We start from the raw sequence: 16,956 nt of genomic DNA, 5'->3' as shown, positions 1-16,956 counted from the left end.
CGGGTCTCTTTCGGAAAACGCCGGGGGCTGTCTGCCCCCGGACCCCCGAGGATATTTTCGGACAGAAAATGGCAAGGGCGCTTTCCAGGCTCATTTTCTGTCCAGAAATATCCCACGGGGGTCCGGGGGTGTGAAACCCCCGGTCCTGTGGGATCAATCAGGGATGACGGCGGTGGCGTCGATTTCCACCAGCCAGTCGGGGCGGGCGAGCGCCACTACGGTCAGGCCGGTGCAGACCGGGTGCACACCCTTGATATATTCGCCCATGGTCCGGTAGACCGCCTCGCGGTGGCGCACATCGGTGAGGTAGACCACCAGTTTCACCACATGTTCCATCTTTCCGCCGGCTTCCTCGACCAGTTGGCGGATGTTCTGCATGACCTTGTGGGTCTGTTCCACCGGATCATGCGAGGCGATGTTCTGCGCGGTGTCCAGATCCTGCGGGCATTGGCCGCGCATCCAGAGCGTCGTGCCGCCACGGGTGGCGACCGCCTGACAGAGGTCATTGTCGAGGCGCTGCTCGGGGTAGGTGTCGCGGGTGTTGAACTTGCGGTAGCGGGTATGGGCCATTGGGTCTCTCCGGGTCATTCTGCGGCGGCGGCGGTTTCGCCGGGCGCGCGATAGGCAAGGTAGCTGCGTTGCTTGGCGATATGGTCGGCCACGAATTTCGCATCGTGCCAGACGCCCCAGATGAAGGAGGATCCGCGCCGCGACTGATAGGGTAGGCCGAGGAAGTAGACGCCGGGTTCCGACGACACGCCGCGCTGGTGGCGGGGGCGGCCCTTGTCATCCAGCGCATCGACCTGAAGCCAGCCAAAATCATTGCTGAAGCCGGTGGCCCAGAGGATCGTGGTGATGCCAGCAGCCTTCAGGTCAAGCGTGTGGATCGGCTGCGTCATGCAGTCGGGGTCGGGCCCGATCTCGCGCGCCTGCGGTTCCTCGGGCAGGGACAGGCCGTTGCGGGTGATCCAGGCATCGGCCTCGTCCAGCAGCGACAGGTAATTGGCGTCGCCCCGGCGGATATTGGTGCCGAGGTCACCGGCGAAGTGCAGCTTGCCGCCTTCGAAGCTTTCGGTCCGGCCCAGCAGCACCATGCCCCGCGCGGCGAGCTTGCGGAAATCGACCGTCGCGCCGCCATGGGCACCGCTGACGGCGATGGTGGTATGTTCGGCGCCTTCCGGCGCGTCGGCGTCCCATTTGTTCAGCACGCCCAGCCACCAGACGAAATCGCGGCCGCGATAGGCGCGGGGAGGGCGGTCATGCGGCCCGACCGAGAGCCAGACCTTGCGGCCCGAGGCCAGAAGTTCGTCCGCGATCTGCACGCCGGACGATCCGGCGCCCACCACCAGCACGCCGCCCTCGGGCAATTGCGCGGGGTTGCGGTAGCTGTTGGAATGGATCTGGGTGATCCCTGCGCTTTCCGGCACCAGCGGCGGAATGACCGGGGTCTGGAACGCGCCGGTGGCCGAGATCAGATAGGTTGTCTCGATCACGCCTTGCGAGGTTTCGACGCGGAAACCTGCGCGGTCGGGCAGTCGGGTCGCGCCCTTCACCTCGACCCCGCAACGGATCGGGGCGTCATATTTGCGGGCGTAAGCCGCAAGGTAATCAGCCACCCCTTCCTTGCCGACAAAGGCATCGGGGTCGCCCGCGAATTCCAGCCCCGGAAAGCGGTCGTGCCAGGCCGGGCCGTTCGCCACCAGCGAATCCCAGCGGCAACTGCGCCAGCGTTCGGCGACGCGATCCTTTTCCAGCACCAGATGCGGGATGCCCGCGCGGGTCAGGTGTTCGCTGGCGGCGATGCCGGCCTGTCCGGCGCCGACCACCAGCGCCTCGGTTCTTTCGACTGACATGGGGTTCTTCCTTGTTGTCCGGAATGCCTCAGGCCGGGATGCGGCGGGCAAGGTATTGGGCGAATTCGAAATTTGGCCGCTCCAGATGGCTGAGCGGGCCGGGCTGCGCGAGGCCGGAACAAAGCCCGCGATAGACCTTCTCGGTGCAGCCCTTGTCCTCGACATTCACATCGTCGAGCAGCGCCCGCACCGAGGCCAGATGCGCCTCCGCGGCCGGGTCGGCCAGCCAGTCTTCCGACATGCCGCCGCCGAACAGCACCTGCACATGGCCCGGCCCGTCGGGGGTGAGCGAGAGATACCAGAAATAGCCCGGCGTCAGCGTGATCAGCAGCGAGGGATAGATCGCCAGCAGCCAGGTCTTGCGCCGGTCATCGCCTTCCAGCGTGGTGTTCGACGGATGCGCCAGTGCCAGCGGCACGGAATCATTCTTCAGAATCCAGTGGTAGTTGAACCCCGCGCCGCCGGTCGGGCAGACCATTTCCTCCAGCTTCGACGCGCCGCCAATGGTGCCCGCGTGGCACATCGGCAGGTGGTAGCTTTCCATGAAATTCTCGGCCAGCACCTTCCAGTTGGTCGCCCAGCGGAAACTCTCGCGGAAGGTCTCGCGGTAGCCGGTCATGTCGAAGGGGGCGATAAGATCGGTTACTTCGGCCAATGCCTCGGCCGGGGCGGGGGCCTCGGGGTTGAGCGTGACCATGATCCAGCCCTGCCAGACCGCGCAGCGGATGGCGGGCAGGCCCAGCGCCTCTTTGCAGAAACCTTCGTTCAGCGTCATCGCCGGTGCGCCGCGCAAGCTGCCGTCAAGGTTGTAGGTCCAGGCATGGTAGGGGCAGGTGATGGCCCGCACCTTGCCGCGCCCTTGCAGCAGGGTGGACATACGGTGACGGCAGACGTTCGACATGGCGCGGATGGCGCCGTCACGGTCGCGCAGCACCACGACCGGCTCGCCCGCGATTTCCATGGTCAGATAATCGCCCGGATCGGGCAGGCTTTCGGCGCGACCGGCGCAAAGCCAGTCCTGCGCGAAGACATGGCTTTGTTCCAGCGCCAGAAACTCGGGCGAGGTATAAACCGATTTCGGCATGGCGAAAGCGCGTTCGAACGGGACCGAGACATTGGCATGAAGTTCGGCGGCGGGGCTGAGCGGCGCGTGGTGGTTCATCTGCGGTCCTTCTTTCGATGCATGGGCTTGCGATGCACGGGCTTTCAATGCGCGGGGCCGCGCGGGGTTTCGGTGGCAAACCATTTCGATACGGCCGAGTCGCCCGGCACCAGCCTGTCGGCGCCTGCCGCCCGGTCGGAAAGCCCGGCGCAGTCTTTCACCAGCGTCATCGGCCCTTCCCAGTCGAAGTTGCGATAGACGGTGGCAAGCTGCGCATAGGGCGGGCCTTCGGCGAAAAGCTGGAAGGTAAGACGGTGGCCCGCGTAGTCCGAATTCAGAAGGTCGCGCGCGAAGGCCATCAGGCGGCGACGGTCCTCGGCAGTCCAGTCGTCATCCGCATAGCAGCGTTCCAGCCAGGGTGCGGTGTCGGGCGCCTGAAAGGCCGCGGTCTCCGGCATCAGCGCAATCTGGGCGCCACAAAGTTCACGCGTGTGCTGCATCATCGCGGGCAATTGCCCGGTGGCATGCATCCGGCCTGCGTAAAGCAGGCTCTGGTTCGGCATCATCAGCCCGGCGGGCGAGCGTTCGGCAAGGGCAATGGCTGCGGTCAGATGGGCGTGGATGGATTCGCGGTAAAGCGCGAGCCGCGTCAACTTCTCCTGCACGGTCTGCTGACGGTCGAACCCGCGCTGCCGCACAGCCAGAAGGGCCACGCCGATCAGCATGTCGGCCATGCGCAGGCTGCGCTGCATGAAGGCGAAGGCGGAATAGCGGTGCAGTGTCGCGCGGACCTGCATGGCCGCGCGGGCCTGGCGGTGGAAAATCACATTTTCCCAGGGCACCAGCACATCATCGAAGATCAGAAGCGTATCCACCTCGTCACACCGGCTGGATAGCGGGAAATCCTCGGCGCTTGCGGGGCGGGCAAAGCTGTCGCGGCACAGGAATTTCAGACCGGGGGCAGCCATGTCGCAGATGAAGCCGATGGCGCTGTCGGATTGTGCCGCCTCACCCCAGCCGCTCAAGGTCGGCTTGATGAAAGCCTGATTGGCATAGGCTGCGGCGGTTTCATACTTGGCACCGCGCACCACCACGCCGGCATCGGTTTCGCGCACCACATGCAGCGCCATGTCCGATCCGTCCGGGGTAGGCCCGGCATTGCCAGAGACGTGGAACAGGTCGCAGGTCAGAACCCGTTCGACATGCCTGCGGATGTTCGGGGCGAATTGCGGGTCCAGTTCCGCCAGCGCGTCTGCGCAATCGTGCAGCGACCACATCTCGCCCACGGTTTCATCCCCGATCCGCGTGACGATGCCGCCTGCCATGTCCAGCACGGCATCGGTGGCGCGGCGCTTGGCCCACCAATCGGCCTGTGTGAAGGGCAGGGCGTTCAACAGGGCCTGCGTCTCGCCGTTGCGGGTAACGGTCATCACCTTGCGGCTGGCCGGGTCATGCGCCATATCGTGCATCCGGGCCCGCATCTCGACCAGCGGGCGAAAGGCGGGGTGGCTGCCGACATCTGCCACGCGTTCGCCATTCACGTAAACCTCACGCCCGTCACGGATCGACTCGCGGTATTCTGTGCCGGTGCGGATCATGGCTGCGGGTTCCTCTGGAATTGCAACCAGAGTGCCGCAGAGCCGGGTCAGGCGAAAGCAAACTGTTTTTCAGCTTGGCTTAGGATTTTCCTAAGATGCCCGACCCGGAAAGGCCCGGCGCGCGGTCAGTTCGCCGTGCTGGCCAGAACCGCCAGAATGGCGCTGTCCTGCTGTCCGGCGGCGGTGGCCAGATCGTGCAGGCTTTCAGCCCCGGTCGGCACCGCAAAGCCCGCCGACGTCAGGCTTTCACGCAGCGCGGTTTCGCTCAGGCCCAGCGCGGGGGCGACTTGGGCGGGGGTGGCCGCCAGAAGGCGGTTCGCCACTGCGAATTGCGGCGGACGCCCGCCCTGGCCGGTGCCGCCAGACGGCAGGAAGAACACCGCCCCCGCCAGAACCGATGCCGCCAGCGCCACCATCATCGGAACATGGCGGAAATAGGCTGTCATCGGCCGCCAGTTCCGCCAGACATGCAGCACGAAGGGCAGGATCAGCACCATGCTGAGCCATTCATGCATGCCGTGAAAGGCCATCGGGCCGATATGAAAGAACAAGGCCACCCCCGAGACGAGCGAGACGAGGAACAGCCCGGTGGTGAACGGGGTCGCATAGCGAAGAAACATGGATTTCATGAGGAGGCTTCCGGTGCATCAGGGTCAGTTCCCCTGATACGCCGCGCCGCCGGGTTTCCGTCGCGGATCAGCCTTGGTCCAGCCGGGCGGCCAATGCCTCCAGCGCGGCAATCGAGGCGGCATAGGAATCGCCCGATTTCGGAAAGTCCAGCGGTTGCTTGCGATAGAAGGCCATCCATTTTGGCAGATCGGCCAGCGGATAGCTGTTCGACCACGCGCCGCGCGTCAGTGTGAAGCTTTGCCCGTCTTCGGAAAGTTCTGCCTTCATGGCGGGTGATCTCGACCAATCGCAGGCCGGGGTCAAGCCCATGGGCAGCCTTGCACAGGACTTCGGCGATCCCGGCAGATGCACGGTCACGAAATCTGGCCTATCTTTCCTTCAACACACAGGAGGACAAGATGAGCTGGAACCCCGCACTGGACCCCGACATCCCCGTTGGCGATGCCGTCGATGCCATTGAAACCGTTGTCGTTGCCCGCGCCCGTGACCTTGGCGGTTTCGAAGTGCGCCGCGCCCTTCCGGCCGTACAGCGCCAGATGGTTGGCCCCTTCATCTTCTTCGACCAGATGGGCCCGGCCGAGTTTCTGACCGGGCAGGGCATCGACGTGCGCCCGCATCCGCATATCGGGCTGGCGACGGTGACCTATCTGCTGAAGGGCAAGCTGCATCACCGTGACAGCCTTGGCACCGACCGCTGGATCGAACCGGGCGCGGTGAACCTGATGACCGCCGGTATCGGGATCACCCATTCCGAACGCACCGATGGCGAGTTGCGCGAGAAGCCGCATGCCATGCTGGGGCTGCAAAGCTGGATGGCGCTGCCGGTCGCGCATGAGGACGATCCCGCTGCCTTCCATCACACGCCCAAGGGTGACCTGCCGGAGCTGGAGGGCGAGGGCAAGCATCTGCGGCTGATCCTCGGCCATGGCTGGGGTGAACGGGCGCCGGTGCCGCTGGCATCCGAGACGCTTTATGCCGATGCGACGCTGGCGCCGGGCGCCATACTGCCGCTGCCTGACGATCACGAGGATCGTGGCGTCTATGTGCTGACGGGGGAGGTGACGGTGGCCGGGCAAAGCTTCGAGGCGGGGCGCATGCTGGTCTTCCGCCCCGGTGACCGGATCGCCGTGAAGGCCGGGGATTCCGGTGCGCGGCTGATCGTTCTGGGGGGCGCCACCATGGAAGGATCGCGCCATATCTGGTGGAATTTCGTGGCCTCAAGCAAGGAACGGATCGAGGCCGCGAAAGAGGCCTGGCGCGCGGGGGACTGGGCGCATGGCCGCTTCCGCCTGCCGCCGGGCGACGATGCCGAGTTCATCCCGGCACCGGAAAAGTGACCGGATTTCAGGAAGATGCGAGAATGTGAAAAAATCGCATCTGGGGCGCTTGACGGCGGCGGCGTGGCCCCGTAATACACCCCCACATCCGGGCGCTGGCCCGGGCGGCAATGCGGTTGTAGCTCAGTCGGTTAGAGTACCGGCCTGTCACGCCGGGGGTCGCGGGTTCGAGCCCCGTCAACCGCGCCACCGCCCGCCAGCGCCCCGGATGTGTGATCGCGCGGTTGTAGCTCAGTCGGTTAGAGTACCGGCCTGTCACGCCGGGGGTCGCGGGTTCGAGCCCCGTCAACCGCGCCACTTCACACGAAAGCAACCCGCCTGAGGCATCTGCCCGGCGGGTTTTTCGTTGTGGCTTGCATCGCTGCCGGTTTTCGTATTCATGGGGGTGAATATGAATGAGGCCGAAGATGCTGAACCTTCTCGACCAGATGCCGTTGAACCTGCTGATCCTCGCCGCGCTGACGCTGGGGCTCGCGCCTTTCGTGCCCGAGCCGCATCTTTGGGAAAAGCTGAAGATGCTGGCCTCGGGCACGCTGCTGAAGCCGATCGACATCTTCGACCTGCTGCTGCATGCCGCGCCCTTCATCCTGCTGGGCGCGAAACTGCTGCGGATGGCGCTGAAGTAAGCCTCAGCGCGGCAGGGCGGCGGCCTCGGCGGCCAGCGCCTCGATCCCGGCCCAGTCGCCCGCCTGCATCATTGCCTTGGGCGCAACCCAACTACCGCCGACGCAAAGCACGGTCTTCAGCTTCAGGTAATCTGCAGCTTTGGCCAGCGTGATGCCGCCGGTCGGGCAGAAGCTTACCTGCGGCAGCGGGGCACCGATGGCGGCAAGCGCGGCAGCGCCGCCATTTGCCTCGGCCGGGAAGAATTTCTGCACCGTATAGCCGCGCTCCATCAGCGCCATGACCTCGGAACAGGTGGCGGCCCCGGCGAGCAGCGGCAGGTCGTGGTCCTCGCAGGCGTCAAGCAGCCGGTCAGTGGCGCCGGGCGAGACGCCGAAGGTCGCGCCGGCGACCTTGGCCGCTTTCACATCGGCGGGCGTCAGCAGGGTGCCCGCCCCCACCACGCCGCCCTCGACCTCCGCCATGGCGCGGATGACCTCCAGCGCCGCCGGGGTGCGCAGCGTCACCTCCAGCACCGGCAGCCCGCCCTTGACCAGCGCGCGAGCGAGCGGGGCGGCATGGGCGACCTCCTCGATCACCAGAACCGGGATGACCGGGGCAAGGCGGCAGATTTCGGCGGCGCGGGCAGAGGCTTCGGCGGGGGTCATGGCGATGTTCCGGGCGTTGGGGCAGGTGGATGGGGCGGATGCCTCCGGCGGGGATATTTGGGCCAAGATAAAGGGGTATCTTGCGCCCATGCCCCGCCGGGGCAGGATCAGACGACGACGGCGGCGCCTTCGGTGGCGTTGCCGACATTGCGGCGGAACGCCTCGAACAGATCGCGGCCGATGCCGTGGCTGTTGGCGGAAAGGTCGGCGGTGACCGGCGTGCGGCTGTCGAAATCCTCGGCCAGAACGGTCAGCGTGCCGGCGGTGGCGTCCAGCCGCACGATGTCGCCATCACGCAGCTTTGCCAGCGGGCCGCCGGTGGCGGCTTCGGGGCTGACATGGATGGCGGCGGGCACCTTGCCCGAGGCGCCGGACATCCGGCCATCGGTGACCAGCGCCACTTTCAGTCCGCGTTCCTGAAGCACCGAAAGCGTGGGGGTCAGCGAATGCAGTTCCGGCATGCCGTTGGCGCGCGGGCCCTGAAAGCGGACGACGACGACGGTGTCCGAGATGAACTCGCCCGCCTTGAAGGCGGCCTTCACCGCCTCCTGATCGTGGAAGATGCGGGCGGGGGCCTCGATCACATGGCGCTCGGGCGCGACGGCCGAGACCTTGATGACCCCGCGACCGAGATTGCCGCTGAGTTGCTTCAGCCCGCCGGTGGCGGCGAAGGGGGCCGTTGCGGGGCGCAGGATGCGGTCGTTCAGCGTCTCAGCGGCGGCAGGCACCCATTCAAGGGTTTCGCCCGCAAGGCGCGGCTCGGTCCGGTATGGCTGCATCCCGTCGCCCATGATGGTGCGGGCATCCGGGTGCAGCAGCCCCGCGTCGAGCAATTGGCCGATCATGTAGCCAAGGCCCCCGGCGGCGTGGAAATGGTTCACATCGGCAAGGCCGTTCGGATAGACCTTGGCCATCAGCGGCACCACGTTGGAGATGTCGTCGAAATCTTCCAGATCGAGGTGGATGCCGGCGGCGCGGGCCATGGCGGGCAGGTGCAGCACGAGATTGGTCGAGCCGCCGGTCGCCATCAGCCCGACCAGCCCGTTGACGAAGGCGCGTTCGTCGAGGATCTCGCCGACCGGGCGGTAGTCGTTGCCCTGCGCGGTGATCTGCGTCGCACGCGCCACGGCGGCGCGGGTGAGGGCCGCGCGCAGCGGCGTGCCGGGGTTGACAAAGGAACTGCCGGGCAGGTGAAGGCCCATGAACTCCATCAGCATCTGGTTGGTATTGGCGGTGCCGTAGAAGGTGCAGGTGCCAGGCCCGTGATAGGAGGCCATCTCGGCCTCCATCAGCTTGTCGCGCCCCACTTCGCCGGTGGCAAATTGCTGGCGCACCTTGGCCTTTTCGTCATTCGGCAGGCCGCTGGTCATCGGGCCGGCGGGCACAAAGACCGCGGGGATATGCGAGAAGGTGGCGGCGCCGATGATGAGGCCCGGCACGATCTTGTCGCAGACGCCCAGAAACAGCGCCGCATCAAAGGTGTTGTGGCTAAGCGCCACACCCGAGGCCAGTGCGATCACGTCGCGGGAAAACAGTGACAACTCCATGCCCGGCTGGCCCTGGGTCACGCCGTCGCACATGGCGGGCACACCGCCCGCGACCTGCGCGGTGGCGCCGTTGCGGCGGGCTTCCTCGCGGATCAGCTTCGGGAAATCCTCGTAGGGCTGATGGGCAGAAAGCATGTCATTATAGGCGGTGACGATGCCCAGATTGGGCTGGCGACCGGCGGCCAGTGTCGCCTTGTCGGTTTCCATCGCCGCATAGGCATGGGCCTGATTGCCGCAGGTCAGATGCGCGCGGGCGGGGCCAGCGCTGGCAGCGGCGCGCATGCGGTCAAGGTAGTCGCCGCGCGGCCCCTCGGACCGGGCGCGGATCCGGTCGGTCACGCGGGCGATGGTGGCGTTCAGCGTCATGGCGGGCTCCGTTCTTGCGGTGCCGGTGATGTAGCAGATTTTGTTAGCGCTAACAACCCATGATCCCCGAAAGACCCACAGACGGGCGATACACAGGGATGGGCCAAAAGTCTGGACTGTCACTGCCCCCGCGTCAATCGCCCGTATCGGTGTCTTGGCACAGTAATTCCATGACGTTTCCGCAACAATGCGCCGAGTTCAACGCATTTCCGCCGCGATCCGGCGCGAAAAGGATCAGGAACGCGCAACCGGAGAAGCCGGAGGTTGGAAATGAAATCTGCGATTCGGATCGTGATGGCCTTGGGGCTTGTTTTCGGGCTGTCGGCCTGCGGCGGGGGGATGGTCTCGCGCAATGGGTCAGCGCCGGGGGCCGTGACGGTGGCCTCGAAGAACCCGGTGGTGATGGTGCCGAAATATGACGTGCAGGGCATCCGGGTATCGGTGCCGCGCGACCTTGCAGTGTCGGAAGCCAACATGTTCTACCCGATTGCGGACATCGTGTGGCGTGGCGACCCGCTGGGCGATCGCTATAATCAGGTTCAGGCCATCCTCGAGGAAGGCTTTGCCAGAGGCACGGCCGCAATGAACAACGGCCCGAAGGTGATGCTGGATGTGGAGCTGACGCGCTTCCATTCGCTGACCGAAAAGACCCGCTATACCGTGGGCGGGGTGCATTCGGTGCATTTCATCCTGTCGGTGCGGGATGCGGCGACCGGCGCGGTGATCGAGAAGCCGCGCAAGATCTGGGCCGATGTCAAAGGGTCGGGGGGAACACGCGCCATCGGCGAAGAGGCCATGGGGCGCACCATGAAGGTGGTCATCGTCGAGCATCTGGCCGAAGTCATCCGTCAGGAACTTTCGCTTCCGATGCCGGAAAGCACCACGCCGACCTCGCGTAACGGGGCGCTGGCAACCGGGACGGTGGGCGCCCTTTACTGACGCCGGGCTTTCGTTATGGGCCACGACAGGCTAGAGGGGGGGCATTGCCCCCCTTTTTCGCATGTGAGCCGATGACCGAGACCCGCCGCACCGTAAGACTGAAACCCAAGGCCGAGGCGCGGGCGATCCGCCATGGCTTTCCTTGGGTCTATGCCGACGAACTGGTGACCGACCGGCGCACCCAAGCGCTGGAGCCCGGCACTTTGGCGGTGCTGGAAGATGGTGAGCGGCGGGCGCTGGGGCTGGTCACTGTCAATGTGAAATCGAAGATCATCGCCCGGATGCTGGACCGCGACCCCGAGGCGGTGATCGACGAGGCCTGGTTTGCCACCCGTCTGCGCTGCGCGCTTGACATGCGCGAACGGCTGTTCGACGCGCCTTTCTACCGGCTGGTCCATGCCGAGGCCGACGGGCTGCCCGGTGTGGTGATCGACCGTTTCGGCGATGTGGCGGTGATCCAGCCCAATGCCGCCTGGGCGGAGGCGCATCTGGACGTGCTGGCCGCCGCGTTGCGCGCCGTGACCGGGGTGGGAACGATCATCAAGAACGGCACCGGCCGCGCCCGCGGGCTGGAGGGGCTGGCCGAGGAGACGGCGGTGCTTTCAGGCGGGATCGATGCGCCGGTGCCGGTGCGGATGAACGGTGCCACCTATATGGCCGATGTGCTGGGCGGGCAGAAGACCGGCCTGTTCTTCGACCAGCGGCCGAACCATGCCTTTGCCGCGCGTCTGGCCAAGGGCGCGCGAGTTCTGGATGTGTTCACCCATGTCGGGGGCTTCGCGCTGGCGGCACTGGCGGGCGGCGCCGAAAGCGCGCTGGCGGTGGATGCCAGTGCGCCCGCGCTGGCGCTGGCCGCAGAGGGTGCAAAGGCGACGGGCGTCGCCGACCGCTTCAGCACCCGGCAGGGCGATGCCTTCGACGTTCTGGAAACGCTTGGCCGTGAGGGCGCGCAATTCGATCTGGTGATCTGCGACCCGCCCGCCTTTGCACCCGCCAAGCCCGCGCTGGAGGCGGGCCTGCGCGCCTATGAACGCATCGCGCGTCTGGCCGCGCCGCTGGTGGCGCCGGGGGGCTATCTGGTGCTGTGTTCCTGTTCCCATGCCGCCGATCTGACCGCCTTCCGCAATGCCAGCGCGCGCGGCATCGGGCGCGGCGGGCGGCGGGCGCAGGTGATCCATACCGGCTTTGCCGGGCCGGACCACCCGCTGCTGCCGCAGCTTGCCGAAAGCGGCTATCTGAAGGCCGTGTTCTTCCGGCTGGATTGATGCGGGTCGTTCTGGACGCCTGCGTGCTGTTTCCCAGCGTGTTGCGCGACATCCTGCTGGGAATGGCGGCGCGCGGGCTTTACGAACCCGTCTGGTCCGAACGCATCCTTGAAGAATGGGCGCGGGCGGTGATCCGTCTTGGCGCCGATGCGCAGGCCGAGGCGCGCGCCGAGGGGCTGCTGATGCGCACGGCCTTCCCCCGCGCCATGCAGCGTGCCCAGCCCAATATCGAGGCGCGGCTGGTGCTGCCCGATGAAAACGACCTGCATGTGCTGGCGGTGGCGATTTCCTCTGGCGCCGACGCCATCCTCACCTTCAACGCCAGCGATTTCCCGCGTCACGTTCTGGCGGCCGAGGGGATCGAACGCCGCGACCCTGACGGATTCGTCTGGGAACTCTGGTCGCGCAGCCCGGCCGAGGTGGGCGCGGTCATCGCCAAAATTCATGCCGAGGCCGAACGCCGCGCCGGTCAGCCAGTGTCGCTGAAGGCGCTGCTGAAACGGGTGAAGCTGAACCGCTTCGCCAAGGCTTTCGGTGCCGAGGGCGTCTAGCCGTTTACCTTCCAGCGCGCCTCGTTGGTTTCGATCGCATGGATGCGTTCCTCGGTGGCCGGATGGCTGAGCAGCCATGCGGGCAGGGCGTTGTGGCGGTCCCCGGTCAGGCCCGCGAGTTTGCGGAACAGAGATTTCTGCGGCGCGGTGCCGATCCCGGCCTTGACCAGCAGGGCAGAGGCATAGGCGTCGGCCTCGAACTCGTCGCGCCGTGACAGTCGGGCCATCAGGGCGGTTGAAATCAGGTTGGCAATCCAGATGCCGATGACCGGGATGAAGCGAGACAGCAGCGCGGTCAGCATCACGAAAACCGCATTGGCGCCGGTGAAGTCGATCATCCGTCGGCGGGTATGGCCCAGCGCGACATGGCCCAGTTCATGCGCGATGACGCTGGCGAGTTCCTCTGCCGTCACCGAACCCGCGCGGTATTTCTGCATGAACCCCGAGGTGAGGAAGATACGCCCGTCTGCCGCCGCGAGGCCGTTGACCGGCGCAACATCATAGACATGCACGGCGATGCGCGGCAGGTCCAGCGCCTTGGCCATGCGCTGCATCAACGGCTCCAGCCCGGCATCGCGCAGCGGATGCGAGCGGGCATCAAGCTCTTTCGCGCTGCGCCAGACCGAAAAGCGATACATCAGCAGCGCATAGGCAAGGGCCAGAAGAACGGGGGCGAGTTTCAACATGGGGATGATATGGGTCAGTCAGGAGCGCGGGGCAAATCCCGCTCTCGCCGGGCCAGCATCAGCAGCCACCAGCCCAGTCCCAGCACCGCCGCACCGCTGGCGACCAGACCCAGCACAGACCCCAGCAGATCGGAGGCTGCCGCAAGGTTGCCCGCGAAGGCGCGGCCCATCAGGACGTAAAGCCCGCACCAGACGGCCTCGCCCGCCACACCCCACAGGGTGAAGGCGGCCCAACCCTGCCGCATGGCGCCCGCGATCACGTTGACATAGGGCCCCAGCGGCGAAAACAGCCAGCGCGACAGAAAGACCGCGATACCGCCACGCCGCTGCATCAGCACACGGGCGCGGGTCAGGATGGCGGCACGGGTTCCGTCGTGGCCCAGCCTTTCCACCAGCGCGACCCCGCCGGTGCGGCCTGCCAGATAGCCGGTCTGGTCACCCGCCGTGGCCCCGGCCAGCGCCGCGCCGATCACCTGCCACAGCACCAGATCACCTGAAGCAGCAAACCCGCCGGCGGCCAGCATCACCACCGAGGCCGGAATGGGCAGGGCAAGGCAGGAGGCATAGGTGCAAAGCCCGATCAGCCAGAGCCCCCATGTGGGCACAAGTGCCAGCAGCCAGTCGGTCATGGCTTTTGCGGCGCCGTGGCACGAAGGGTCGCAATGGCGGCCTCGACCTCGGCGATGACCTCTGCCACCGGCACGCCACGGTCCGCCGCGATCTGTTCCAGCGTCAGCGGATGCCCCTGCGGCGGCGGCAACCCCGCCTCGGCATCAATGGCGCGCGGGTCAAGCCGCCAGCTGCGCGCGACGTAGCCCACCGTCATCCACGCTGCCACGGCTTCTTCCCGGTGCTGTGACCAGTAGACCGCCCGCACCACGATCCGCCCGGAGAAGAACAGCGCCAGCACCAGCGCCAGCACGAAGGCCGCGAACAGCTTCGGGTGGCGGCGGGCAAGAAGGATCATCGCAGTTCCTTGATCCCGCGCGAGATGCCCTCCAGCGTCATCGGCACCATGCGATTGGCGAAGATGCCCTGAATAAGCCGGATGGATTGGGTATAGCCCCAGTGTTCCTCGCGGACCGGGTTGATCCACAGATGGTTCGGCCATTGCGCGCAGGCGCGTTCCAGCCAGACCTGACCCGCCTCGGGATTCCAGTGTTCATTGGCGCCGCCGGGATGCAGGATCTCGTAAGGCGACATCGAGGCATCGCCCACGAAGATCGCCTTGTAATCGGCGCCATAGGTGCGCAGCACCTCCCATGTCGGGGTCTGTTCGTTCCAGCGGCGGATGTTATCGGTCCACACGCCCTCATACAGGCAGTTGTGGAAGTAGAAATGTCGCAGATGCTTGAATTCTGCCTTGGCGGCGCTGAACAATTCGTCCAGCACGCGGATATAGGGGTCCATGCTGCCGCCGACATCCAGAAACAGCAGCACCTTCACCGCATTGCGCCGTTCGGGCCGGGTCTGCACGTCCAGATAGCCGTGATCGGCGGTGGCGCGAATGGTGCCGTCCAGATCCAGTTCATCCGCCGCACCGTCGCGCGCCCAGCGGCGCAGACGGCGCAGCGCGACCTTGATGTTGCGGGTGCCCAGTTCCACCTTGTCGTCCAGATTGCGGAACTCGCGCTTGTCCCAGACCTTCACCGCGCGCTGGTGGCGGCTTTGATCCTGCCCGATGCGCACGCCTTCGGGGTTGTAGCCATAGGCCCCGAAAGGCGAGGTGCCGGCGGTGCCAACCCATTTGTTGCCACCCTGATGACGGCCCTTCTGTTCCTCCAGCCGCTTCTTCAGCGTTTCCATCAGCTTGTCGAAGCCACCCAAGGCTTCGATCTGGGCCTTTTCCTCGGCCGTCAGGTGCTTCTCGGCCAGCTTCGCCAGCCAGTCACGCGGCAGGTCGATCGCCTCCAGCACCTGATCGGCTGTGATGGCGTCCAGCCCTTTGAAACTTTCGGCAAAGGCGCGGTCGAAACGATCCAGATGACGTTCGTCCTTCACCATGGCGGTGCGGGCGAGGTAATAGAACGCCTCGGCATCATAGGTGGCCAGCCCGGCAGCCATGCCTTCCAGAAACCCCAGATACTCGCGCAGCGAGACCGGAACGCCGGTGCGGCGAAGGGTTTCGAAGAAGGGCAGGAACATCGGCTCAGATCGACCTTTCGATGACGATGGTGACGATCATGCCAATCAGCGCAAACAGGATGGCAAAGCTGCCGCCCCATTGCAGCATGTCGGCCAGCCGCCCGCCATGGGCGCGGGCACGTCCGGCCCCCAGAAGCGCCCCGAAAATCGCGGCGGTGATGACGATCATGGCTCAGCCTCTCTCCTGCTGCCGGGCGGCGGGGCCGCGCCGGACGGGCAGGGGGCAGGCCCCTTACCCCTTGAACAACTGGCGCAGTTTCGAGGGCACCAGCGATGCGATGTCACGCATCCGGGCCTTCGTCGCCGCATCCGAGCCGAAGCCATAGCGCGACCAGCCCTGACTGTCGAGCCGAAGCGCCCGCGCTGCGGCGACATTGCCCTGCGCCTCAAGCGCCTGCGCCTTCACCAGCATGAGCGTCGCCAGCAGCGAGGCATTCTGGGCCTGACGCGCGACAGGCATCGCGCGGTCCGCAAAGGCCACGGCCTGATCGGGGCGGGCTTGGCTCAGCGCCAGCGCGGCAAGCTGCATATCCACATGCGCGGCCTGAATCTGGGCGCCGGGCAGGCGGCGATAGATGCGTTCGGCATTGGCGAAGGCATTGGCGGCGGCAACCGGATCGTCGCTGACATTCAGCCGCCCCACGGCGAACCAGGAAAACGCCAGCCGGCTGGCCTGCCAGCCCTGCGCATGGGCGATGGCCAGCGCCTGTTGCGCGGCGGCCTTGCGGCTGGCGGCGCTGCCGCGCGGCCCCAGCGCGGCCTCCATCGCGCGGATCCAGGCGTGGGGCGTCTGGCCGCCCTGATGGGTGCGGCCTGTGGCGCCGGTCGGGTTCAGCCGCGCCAGAATGCCGGGCAGCACCGCCGCCACCTGATCGCGCGTCATGCCGCTGCGCAGCTCGGGCGAATAGTGAACGCGCAGCATCAGCATGTCGAAGCCGGTCAGCACGGTGTGGAAATTGTCGTCGTTGAACACGCTGTCGGGCAGTTGATACAGGTCATTCAGCGGGCCCATCGCCTGCGCGATTTCCTCGTGCAGACAATCGCGCACCTCCTGAGGGGTGGAATCTGCGGGGGCGAAGATGGCCAGCCGTTCGCGCTGGCGCAACGTGGTCCAGTCCAGCGTGCCGGTGCCGCGTGCGGCCTTGTATTCCTCCCACGAGGCGACGCGGGGCGCCACGAAACAGGCGACGTTGCTGTAGGTCGCACTGATTGTGCGGCGCGGCACGAAAATCACGTTGATATTGGCCGGGCCCGAGGCGCGGCGCACATCCAGCCCGGCTTCGTTGCGGAAACGGCCGATCAGGCGTGCAAGGTCAGCCTCGGCCGAGGCAGGCACCTGGCCCGATAGCGACACGGTGATCGGTCCGCCCTCGAACCGGGTCAGAACGGGCAGGGCGCGTCCGCTTTCCATGCGGAATTCAAGATCGAGGAAATCCTGCGCGAGTTCCGCATTCGATCGGCCGACGCGCAGCGAGGGCTGGCCCGAGAACAGGTTCACCGCGCTTGCGGAGGCGGTGCCCGTCTGATCGACCAGACGGTTCATCGACACCTCGGCGCGCTGGCCGGAGTCGGGTGTCTGGGCACAGGCAGTCAGTGCGGCAAGCGCGATAACGGCGGAGAAACGCATGGGTTGGCAGCCCCGTGAATGCGGTGGTTGTATGAGACC

Annotated in this window: 19 protein-coding genes and 2 tRNA genes; 7 read left to right on the top strand and 14 right to left on the bottom strand. The window is 66.3% G+C overall.

The window, feature by feature from the left end:
- Positions 1 to 153: 153 nt before the first annotated feature.
- The 6 genes from D2N39_RS00865 to D2N39_RS00840 form a co-directional block, all read right to left on the bottom strand.
- The gene (locus D2N39_RS00865; RefSeq protein WP_054303431.1) at positions 154 to 570 is read right to left on the bottom strand and encodes a RidA family protein; all 417 of its coding nucleotides are present in this window, start codon (positions 568 to 570) and stop codon (positions 154 to 156) included.
- Positions 571 to 584: 14 nt separating this feature from the next.
- Positions 585 to 1,853 carry a flavin-containing monooxygenase gene (locus D2N39_RS00860; protein ID WP_119132925.1) on the bottom strand — a complete coding sequence of 423 codons (1,269 nt, stop codon included), beginning with the start codon at positions 1,851 to 1,853 and terminating at the stop codon, positions 585 to 587.
- A gap of 28 nt (positions 1,854 to 1,881) precedes the next feature.
- The gene (locus D2N39_RS00855) at positions 1,882 to 3,015 is read right to left on the bottom strand and encodes an aromatic ring-hydroxylating oxygenase subunit alpha (RefSeq protein ID WP_119132924.1); all 1,134 of its coding nucleotides are present in this window, start codon (positions 3,013 to 3,015) and stop codon (positions 1,882 to 1,884) included.
- Between the two features lie 44 nt (positions 3,016 to 3,059).
- Positions 3,060 to 4,553: a 4-hydroxyphenylacetate 3-hydroxylase family protein gene (locus tag D2N39_RS00850; RefSeq protein WP_119132923.1), complete on the bottom strand. Its 1,494-nt coding sequence runs from the start codon at positions 4,551 to 4,553 to the stop codon at positions 3,060 to 3,062.
- Between the two features lie 125 nt (positions 4,554 to 4,678).
- The gene (locus tag D2N39_RS00845; protein WP_119132922.1) at positions 4,679 to 5,182 is read right to left on the bottom strand and encodes a DUF4405 domain-containing protein; all 504 of its coding nucleotides are present in this window, start codon (positions 5,180 to 5,182) and stop codon (positions 4,679 to 4,681) included.
- A gap of 67 nt (positions 5,183 to 5,249) precedes the next feature.
- A complete protein-coding gene (locus D2N39_RS00840) occupies positions 5,250 to 5,450 on the bottom strand; it encodes a hypothetical protein (RefSeq protein WP_119133305.1) in 201 nt (66 codons plus the stop codon).
- 131 nt (positions 5,451 to 5,581) lie between these two features.
- On the opposite strand from D2N39_RS00840, the gene D2N39_RS00835 reads away from it, so the two are divergent.
- From D2N39_RS00835 to D2N39_RS00820, 4 genes are all read left to right on the top strand, one after another.
- A complete protein-coding gene (locus D2N39_RS00835; RefSeq protein WP_119132921.1) occupies positions 5,582 to 6,520 on the top strand; it encodes a pirin family protein in 939 nt (312 codons plus the stop codon).
- 112 nt (positions 6,521 to 6,632) lie between these two features.
- Positions 6,633 to 6,709: transfer RNA gene (locus D2N39_RS00830), tRNA-Asp, on the top strand.
- A 31-nt stretch (positions 6,710 to 6,740) separates the two neighbouring features.
- A tRNA-Asp gene (locus D2N39_RS00825) sits at positions 6,741 to 6,817 on the top strand.
- A gap of 110 nt (positions 6,818 to 6,927) precedes the next feature.
- Complete coding sequence (locus tag D2N39_RS00820) at positions 6,928 to 7,146, top strand: RND transporter (RefSeq protein WP_199725171.1); 219 nt, start codon at positions 6,928 to 6,930, stop codon at positions 7,144 to 7,146.
- 3 nt (positions 7,147 to 7,149) lie between these two features.
- Here D2N39_RS00820 and eda read toward each other — a convergent pair whose 3' ends face one another.
- Positions 7,150 to 7,791, bottom strand: coding sequence for a bifunctional 4-hydroxy-2-oxoglutarate aldolase/2-dehydro-3-deoxy-phosphogluconate aldolase (eda, locus tag D2N39_RS00815; RefSeq protein ID WP_119132920.1), 642 nt, complete (start codon positions 7,789 to 7,791; stop codon positions 7,150 to 7,152).
- Positions 7,792 to 7,898: 107 nt separating this feature from the next.
- Positions 7,899 to 9,704, bottom strand: a complete 1,806-nt coding sequence (edd, locus tag D2N39_RS00810; RefSeq protein ID WP_119132919.1) for a phosphogluconate dehydratase — start codon at positions 9,702 to 9,704, stop codon at positions 7,899 to 7,901.
- Between the two features lie 270 nt (positions 9,705 to 9,974).
- On the opposite strand from edd, the gene D2N39_RS00805 reads away from it, so the two are divergent.
- From D2N39_RS00805 to D2N39_RS00795, 3 genes are all read left to right on the top strand, one after another.
- Entirely contained in the window at positions 9,975 to 10,643 is a 669-nt protein-coding gene (locus D2N39_RS00805) for a DUF6778 family protein (protein ID WP_119132918.1), read from the top strand.
- A 71-nt stretch (positions 10,644 to 10,714) separates the two neighbouring features.
- Positions 10,715 to 11,908: an RSP_2647 family RNA methyltransferase gene (locus D2N39_RS00800; protein ID WP_119132917.1), complete on the top strand. Its 1,194-nt coding sequence runs from the start codon at positions 10,715 to 10,717 to the stop codon at positions 11,906 to 11,908.
- A complete protein-coding gene (locus D2N39_RS00795) occupies positions 11,908 to 12,459 on the top strand; it encodes an RSP_2648 family PIN domain-containing protein (RefSeq protein ID WP_119132916.1) in 552 nt (183 codons plus the stop codon). Before D2N39_RS00800 ends, D2N39_RS00795 begins: the two co-directional genes overlap by 1 nt.
- Here the strand turns inward: D2N39_RS00795 and D2N39_RS00790 are convergent.
- The 6 genes from D2N39_RS00790 to D2N39_RS00770 form a co-directional block, all read right to left on the bottom strand.
- Positions 12,456 to 13,145 carry a M48 family metallopeptidase gene (locus tag D2N39_RS00790; RefSeq protein ID WP_119132915.1) on the bottom strand — a complete coding sequence of 230 codons (690 nt, stop codon included), beginning with the start codon at positions 13,143 to 13,145 and terminating at the stop codon, positions 12,456 to 12,458. The genes D2N39_RS00795 and D2N39_RS00790 overlap by 4 nt on opposite strands.
- A 14-nt stretch (positions 13,146 to 13,159) precedes the next feature.
- On the bottom strand, positions 13,160 to 13,774 hold the full coding sequence (locus tag D2N39_RS00785) for a DedA family protein (RefSeq protein WP_119132914.1): 615 nt from the start codon (positions 13,772 to 13,774) through the stop codon (positions 13,160 to 13,162).
- Entirely contained in the window at positions 13,771 to 14,112 is a 342-nt protein-coding gene (locus tag D2N39_RS00780; RefSeq protein WP_119132913.1) for a hypothetical protein, read from the bottom strand. Before D2N39_RS00780 ends, D2N39_RS00785 begins: the two co-directional genes overlap by 4 nt.
- Complete coding sequence (locus D2N39_RS00775) at positions 14,109 to 15,290, bottom strand: vWA domain-containing protein (protein WP_119132912.1); 1,182 nt, start codon at positions 15,288 to 15,290, stop codon at positions 14,109 to 14,111. Before D2N39_RS00775 ends, D2N39_RS00780 begins: the two co-directional genes overlap by 4 nt.
- A gap of 4 nt (positions 15,291 to 15,294) precedes the next feature.
- Positions 15,295 to 15,459, bottom strand: a complete 165-nt coding sequence (locus tag D2N39_RS23055) for a hypothetical protein (RefSeq protein ID WP_199725170.1) — start codon at positions 15,457 to 15,459, stop codon at positions 15,295 to 15,297.
- A gap of 63 nt (positions 15,460 to 15,522) precedes the next feature.
- Positions 15,523 to 16,917, bottom strand: a complete 1,395-nt coding sequence (locus tag D2N39_RS00770; protein ID WP_119132911.1) for a DUF2927 domain-containing protein — start codon at positions 16,915 to 16,917, stop codon at positions 15,523 to 15,525.
- Positions 16,918 to 16,956 lie beyond the last annotated feature (39 nt).

The organism is Gemmobacter lutimaris, assembly GCF_003570715.1.
GTDB classification, from domain to species: domain Bacteria; phylum Pseudomonadota; class Alphaproteobacteria; order Rhodobacterales; family Rhodobacteraceae; genus Gemmobacter; species Gemmobacter lutimaris.
The sequence above is the reverse complement of the archived record's forward strand: the minus strand, read 5'-3'. Positions and strand labels throughout refer to the sequence as shown.

Coding starts and splice junctions, on each gene's coding strand:
- D2N39_RS00860 (WP_119132925.1), bottom strand. CDS start 1,853: ATGTCAGTCGAAAGAACCGAGGCGCTGGTGGTCGGCGCCGGACAGGCC.
- D2N39_RS00770 (WP_119132911.1), bottom strand. CDS start 16,917: ATGCGTTTCTCCGCCGTTATCGCGCTTGCCGCACTGACTGCCTGTGCC.
- D2N39_RS00835 (WP_119132921.1), top strand. CDS start 5,582: ATGAGCTGGAACCCCGCACTGGACCCCGACATCCCCGTTGGCGATGCC.
- D2N39_RS23055 (WP_199725170.1), bottom strand. CDS start 15,459: ATGATCGTCATCACCGCCGCGATTTTCGGGGCGCTTCTGGGGGCCGGA.
- D2N39_RS00785 (WP_119132914.1), bottom strand. CDS start 13,774: ATGACCGACTGGCTGCTGGCACTTGTGCCCACATGGGGGCTCTGGCTG.
- D2N39_RS00780 (WP_119132913.1), bottom strand. CDS start 14,112: ATGATCCTTCTTGCCCGCCGCCACCCGAAGCTGTTCGCGGCCTTCGTG.
- D2N39_RS00850 (WP_119132923.1), bottom strand. CDS start 4,553: ATGATCCGCACCGGCACAGAATACCGCGAGTCGATCCGTGACGGGCGT.
- D2N39_RS00845 (WP_119132922.1), bottom strand. CDS start 5,182: ATGAAATCCATGTTTCTTCGCTATGCGACCCCGTTCACCACCGGGCTG.
- edd (WP_119132919.1), bottom strand. CDS start 9,704: ATGACGCTGAACGCCACCATCGCCCGCGTGACCGACCGGATCCGCGCC.
- D2N39_RS00865 (WP_054303431.1), bottom strand. CDS start 570: ATGGCCCATACCCGCTACCGCAAGTTCAACACCCGCGACACCTACCCC.
- D2N39_RS00790 (WP_119132915.1), bottom strand. CDS start 13,145: ATGTTGAAACTCGCCCCCGTTCTTCTGGCCCTTGCCTATGCGCTGCTG.
- D2N39_RS00840 (WP_119133305.1), bottom strand. CDS start 5,450: ATGAAGGCAGAACTTTCCGAAGACGGGCAAAGCTTCACACTGACGCGC.
- D2N39_RS00800 (WP_119132917.1), top strand. CDS start 10,715: ATGACCGAGACCCGCCGCACCGTAAGACTGAAACCCAAGGCCGAGGCG.
- D2N39_RS00775 (WP_119132912.1), bottom strand. CDS start 15,290: ATGTTCCTGCCCTTCTTCGAAACCCTTCGCCGCACCGGCGTTCCGGTC.
- D2N39_RS00795 (WP_119132916.1), top strand. CDS start 11,908: ATGCGGGTCGTTCTGGACGCCTGCGTGCTGTTTCCCAGCGTGTTGCGC.
- D2N39_RS00805 (WP_119132918.1), top strand. CDS start 9,975: ATGAAATCTGCGATTCGGATCGTGATGGCCTTGGGGCTTGTTTTCGGG.
- D2N39_RS00820 (WP_199725171.1), top strand. CDS start 6,928: ATGCTGAACCTTCTCGACCAGATGCCGTTGAACCTGCTGATCCTCGCC.
- eda (WP_119132920.1), bottom strand. CDS start 7,791: ATGACCCCCGCCGAAGCCTCTGCCCGCGCCGCCGAAATCTGCCGCCTT.
- D2N39_RS00855 (WP_119132924.1), bottom strand. CDS start 3,015: ATGAACCACCACGCGCCGCTCAGCCCCGCCGCCGAACTTCATGCCAAT.